Annotated in this window: 3 protein-coding genes; 2 read left to right on the forward strand and 1 reads right to left on the reverse strand. The window is 52.0% G+C overall.

Annotated features, from left to right (window positions below; translation table 11 throughout):
• Positions 1 to 488: 488 nt before the first annotated feature.
• Entirely contained in the window at positions 489 to 1,706 is a 1,218-nt protein-coding gene (gene istA, locus QF669_06240) for an IS21 family transposase (GenBank protein ID MDP6457032.1), read from the forward strand.
• A 26-nt stretch (positions 1,707 to 1,732) separates the two neighbouring features.
• The gene (gene istB, locus QF669_06245; GenBank protein ID MDP6457033.1) at positions 1,733 to 2,521 is read left to right on the forward strand and encodes an IS21-like element helper ATPase IstB; all 789 of its coding nucleotides are present in this window, start codon (positions 1,733 to 1,735) and stop codon (positions 2,519 to 2,521) included.
• Positions 2,522 to 2,793: 272 nt separating this feature from the next.
• On the opposite strand, the gene QF669_06250 is transcribed toward istB, so the two are convergent.
• A partial coding sequence (locus QF669_06250; protein MDP6457034.1) for a hypothetical protein occupies positions 2,794 to 5,777 on the reverse strand: 2,984 nt, incomplete at its 5' end.

Here is a 5,777-nt window from a genome sequence, read left to right on the forward strand (position 1 = left end):
TGTATTCAATTCAATTCAAATAACTTAGGGCTTCTCCCCCCACCTCCCACCCCACCGTCTGGCACGGGTAGCTATGAATTAATGTAGCTAGTGCCAAGCCATACCCCATCCCCCTTGGCTATACTGCCCCCAGAGGGAGGGTTATGCGGAGTGGGATGGCGGCTAACGGCTAGGACTCCCATGGGGGATTAGATACAAGTGGGGGGGTATAGAGATTAATCTCAAGCTCACAATATCATTCCTTCTCCCCGTAGCATTTATGTTGCTGCTGGTAGCTTGTGGCGATACCCAGCCCCTACTAGATATAGAAGCCACTGTAGAGGCTAGGGTGGAGCTAGCCAAGGCTTCTTTGGTTGTGTTACCGCCGGTTCTAAAATGACCCAGTAACGCCGGAATGGAGTTGACCCACCCCCTGTGAGGGGAGCATCGTGTCGTTGGGAGGAAACCTGACGCGGAGGTGCTCCAGACAAGTGCTAAGAGGTGGGACAGTGAAACAGCTATACGAGTTAAAGGGCGAGGGGCGATCAATCAGGAGAATAGCGAGGGACCTGGGGATATCGCGGAACTCAGTACGCAAGTACCTTCGATCTCCCCAGGTGCCGAGAGCCAGGCCGAGACCGCGACGGCCTTCGAAGCTGGACCCGTACAAGGGTTACATCCATCAGCGGTTATCAGATGGGCTTGAGAACTGTGTCGTGCTTCTCCGCGAGCTTCGGGCCCAGGGGTACGGCGGCGGGTACACGATATTGAAGGAGTACGTGCACCCGTTGCGCCGGGCGAGGCAACCTGTGGCGACGGTCCGGTTCGAGACTGAGCCGGGAGAGCAGGCCCAGGTGGACTGGGGTAGCTTCAGCTACCTAACTGAGGACGGTGACAAGAAGAAGGTGTGGGCCTTCGTGATGGTGCTGAGTTGGTCTCGGGCCATCTACGTGGAGTTTGTACGCAGGGCGGACGTGGCCACCTTCATCCGATGTCACGTCAACGCCTTATCCTACTTTGGGGGAGTGCCTCGGCGGTGCCTGTACGACAACGCCAAGGTGGTGGTGCTGGGCCGTGACAACAACGGGAGACCTGAGTGGAACCAGCGCTTCCTGGACTTCGCACTGAGGATCGGCTTCGACATCCGGCTCTGTAGGCCGTATCGGCCCCAGACGAAGGGCCGGGTTGAGAGTGGCGTCAAGTACGTGCGTGGCAACATGTGGCCCGGGGCACGCTTCACCGACGATGCGGACCTGAACCGCCGGGCGATGGAGTGGTGCGAGTCAGTGGCGAACGTTCGGGTCCACGGCACCACCAGAGAGCGGCCTAAAGAGCTGCTGGCCAAGGAGCAACCTTACCTGGCGCCTCTCGCCGAGCCGGCTCGGCTGACTCCCTTCCTGCGAGAGGATCGGAAGGTCGGCCGTGACGGGTACGTGCAGTGGGACAGAGCCTGGTATGGCGTTCCGTGGACCTGGGCCACCGAGACGGTACAAGTAGCACCAGCCCTGGGGATGGTGGAGATCTGGGGCGGCGACCATCGGATAGCAGTGCATCCCAGGGCACAGAGAGCCGGCCAGCGCTTCACCCTGCCCGGCCAGTGGAATGGACTGCGTAACGGCGATAGCAGGCCGAGGAAGCAGGCTCTTGCGGTACAGGTATCCACGGTGGAGGTCGAGCGGCGGTCGCTGGACGTATACGAGCTCCTGGCAGAAGGAGGTGGGCGATGATCGCCCTGGAACAGGCCCGACAGTACATGGAGACGCTGGGACTCACGCAGGCGGCCGCGGTGCTGGACAGTAGGCTGGATGCCGCCGCTCACAAGCAGCTCTCCTACCCCGAGGTGCTGGCAGACCTGCTAGGCATCGAGGCAGCGGCTCGCAGGGAGCGCTATTTGACGACCAGGACCCGCCTGGCCCATCTACCCTTCCAACGTACCCTGGACCAGTTCGACTTCGGCTTCCAGCCCTCCATCGACGAGCGCCAGGTCAAGGAGCTGGCAAGCCTTACGTTCGTGGCAGAGGCTGCCAACCTTCTGCTGTTAGGGCCTCCCGGAGTAGGCAAGACCCATCTGGCTGTGGGACTGGCCATCAAAGGCATAGAGCAGGGGTATGGGGCTTACTTCATCCGGGCCTACGATCTGATGGAGGACCTGAGAAGGGCGCGGGCTGAGCATCGTCTGGACCGGCGCATGAGAGTCTACCTGGCGCCTAAGATCCTGATCATAGACGAGTTCGGCATCTGGCCCTACGACAGAGACGCCGCCACCGCTTTCTTCACACTAGTATCGGCCAGGTATGAGCGGGGCAGCATCGTCCTGACGTCCAACAAGGGCTTCGCCGACTGGGGTGAGTTGCTGGGAGACACAGTGATCGCAACGGCTATCTTGGACCGGTTGCTACACCACAGCCACGTCCTGAATATACGAGGTGAGAGCTACAGGCTCAAGGACAAGCGCCAGGCCGGGCTGATGACCTCCACTCACCTACTGTCAGCGGGATCGGAAACCGTAGAGGGCGGAAAGGAAATAGCCGAGGTGGGTTAATCCTAAACCGGCGACAGAGGGTCAAATCTCGACCGGCGTTGACAGTTGTGGGGTAGGGGCTAGACTTTAAGAATCTTTTCTTCACTTCCGACTGTTGCGGTCAACATCAGCGAATGTCAGCATCCCATATCCACGCACCGAAAATGGTTACGGGGCCATATCTACCGCTCAGTTATCTTTCGTATGTCATTTTTGGATCTTCTTGGAGAATTCGACATTACCGCCCCACAATCAGGACAAAACTTAGCGCCTGCCTTTCATGTGTTCGTGTGTTACGTCCCCTCTCTAAACTCATCCGCCCAGCAAATGCTATCACCCGAGGGGAAACCCAACGTTTCCATCTGTTCGAGAGCTCTTTGAAGAAAATCTTGATGTTCAGGAATCAGCGTAGGTTCTGGGCACACCGCCCACGGTAGGCCACCCCCCGACTGTTCCCAGTTCGGCCCCACACCCCGACGGATACCCCACTCAAATTTATCTTGTATCCGGGCAGGAGTTGCTTTACCCAACGGTTGCCCTCGTTCAACTGTTTGGCCGTTCTCGACCATCAGATCTACCATATGGTCATAACTGACATAATAGATATCATCGCCATCCGGAATAATTGCGAGCTCCCAATCAGCTTCATAGACTCCTTCAGGGTCTTCGTGATAAAGTTCTTGTCTTAGCAATACCACTTTTCCAGAGACCGACGCCACTAGAATCGTTTCCGGCACGATTTCCCACCATATATCGATGTTTCTGTCCTCACCAGCTGTGGGGAGAGTCCACCCATTTTCTCCACTACCAAAGGGTTTGATAACCCAATTTCCAGCGTACGATAAACCGCCATAAGATTTGGTAGCTTCATCGTAGCTATCTGCAATAGGGAATGGCAAAATCAATCCGTCCAAAAGGGGAACATGCGTTGGAGTGGGAGTAGCTGTAGGTTCGAGTGTAGGTGTAACCGTTGGTGGCACCTGAGTCGGTGTAGGTGTCAGAGTCGGAGTTGGCGTGGCCGTAGCTGTAGCTGTGGGCGGTACCTGTGTAGGGGTAGCAATCGTTGCAGCTTTTCCAGCTTGCACCGTATTCGGGAACATTAAACACTTCAATCTATGTTTGTCTTGAGAACCATCAAGGTTTTCTACATCAACATAAGCGCTTTGACCATTTGATTGAACATCAAGATTCCTGGCAACTATGGTTGTTATTGTTCCATTTCGGTCAAATCCGTTTGCCTTGTTATAACATGCTGCTGAACCATAAACTAATCGCGCACCCTTATCTTTCTTTGGCGCTTGACTTTCATCGTTTGAACCAAACTTGAAACCATTACCATCACCATTTGAGGTAAGAGGATTTTTCCCATTGTGGTTTGATGATGAATAAAAAATCCTAATCGTTACGTCATCATTTTCTATTTGTGCCCCATCCCCACCTTTCCAAAAATCATAACCATCGTCGGAATTATGGTGAGCGTGAGCATCGATGAACGTTATGTTATGTGCACCGTATTTCACAGCTAATCCATCTGCATTCCCACCTGCCCAAGTAGAGGAACCTTCACCACCACTGCTTACGTCGTTATAACTATTGAATACTTCAACACTCACAACACAATTATTGGTAGAGTCAAACCCATTTGAGCTTATTCCAGCACCGCTTGAGTTTAAGATATTTGGCTCAACGCCGGTGTTGCCGACTACGGTGTTGTGAACCAGAGAGTTTTTCCCCAATACCACACCTTCATTTCCTGCATTCATGATTCTTAGACCGCTAATCGAACCGGAATCTAACTTAATTCCGATATCAATATTGTTAGCAAGCAATATGATCTCACCTTGACCAATTAATTTATGACCGTCTCCGATAGAAAGAGTTCTGTGTAGTTCATAGGTGCCACTCGTCAAAACTGTGAACTCATTCCTTTTAACCGATTCATAGATTGCCTCTGTGTCCTTCTTGTGTAGTTCTTCACTTATAGTGTTCGCATTTGCTATGTTTGTTATCTCTTCTACTCTTCTCTCACAGTTAGCAGAGTCACCAATTTCACCGATGGTTTTCCACTGTTCAGCATTTACACCTTTTATATAGTCACTGGATTCAATTGGCGTCCTGCTAAAGGAATAATCCTTAGTCCACAACGTCATAGTGGGGGCATCCTTGCCAGACAGCTCGATTTGCGTCGAATTTTCGACAATGATTCCAGGATGCGGTGGACTTTGTGGATCCATAATCCTTTTGATCAATCCAGTAATACAAATGTCCTTGCCCAGGTAGTAATTCTCTGGACTTTTATTGGCGAATTCGGTACGAATCCTCGCCGATATCTTCACAACAAATCGGTCTGGATCAGAAAAGGGTTTGCCAATGTAGAGGGTGGCGTTGGGGTGACTGAAACCTCTATCGGTGTAAGTGCCAACGACTGGGCCACACAACGTAGTATTTGTACCGATGTAATCTTTGCCCTGATCCCAACTGATGACACTCGCAGACGAAGGTTTGGTTTGCACCTTAGCCGCAGGGGTTGGGGTATCAGCGGATGGTACTGGTGTAAGAGTAGCAGTCGCTCTCTTAGAGGAATATTTGAAACTCACGTCGTGTTGTTCTACAGGAAGTTGATAGCCGCCGCATTCGAAAGGATAAGCAAGTACCCCACTGGGGAATTCCGTGCCAGGGCTATAACATTTCCAGTAGAAGAATGAGCCTGGCTGAACCCAATGAAGATAGCGGTTTCCCTTTTCAACGGTGGGGTTTTCGGATGTATGCGAGACTTTGAAGCGAAAAGGAGCCTGAGGGTTAGTACCAACGGTGATATATTCTCCTTCGTTCTTCTCCTTTAAAGAACGGGGGTGGCCAACGCTACCAGCGAATCCAATTACCTCACCTCGTTTTATCGAGTGTCCAATCAAAGCTTCGCATGAACGTGCATTACCATTTTCTTGGGAATAATCGTCGACTGCATAGAATATGTGTCCCTGCACTTGTACAGTACTTCCCCACTCTTCAACCTCACCGCAATCGGGATTTTGATTATGACCAAGCAATAGAGGAGAGGTGGATAAATGATAAGTACATATAATCATGCCTGGCCAATCGGGACTTGAAGACTCAAAGCATAATTCTAAATCATTGAATGGGGTGATATAGACTTTGTTTTGACCGTCAGGCAGTTGGTTCGCACTGTTGCCGTCGATTAATTTAATCCTATATTTGGCATTGCGATTCTTAAAGCCTATAAATACCATATCAATAGGTGCGAGAAGAGGAGCTCCGT

The organism is Candidatus Neomarinimicrobiota bacterium, assembly GCA_030743815.1.
Taxonomy (GTDB): Bacteria; Fidelibacterota; Marinisomatia; order Marinisomatales; family S15-B10; genus UBA2146.

Excerpts from the sequence above, each read along its gene's own strand:
- istB (MDP6457033.1), top strand. The coding sequence starts at position 1,733 with ATGGAGACGCTGGGACTCACGCAGGCGGCCGCGGTGCTGGACAGTAGG.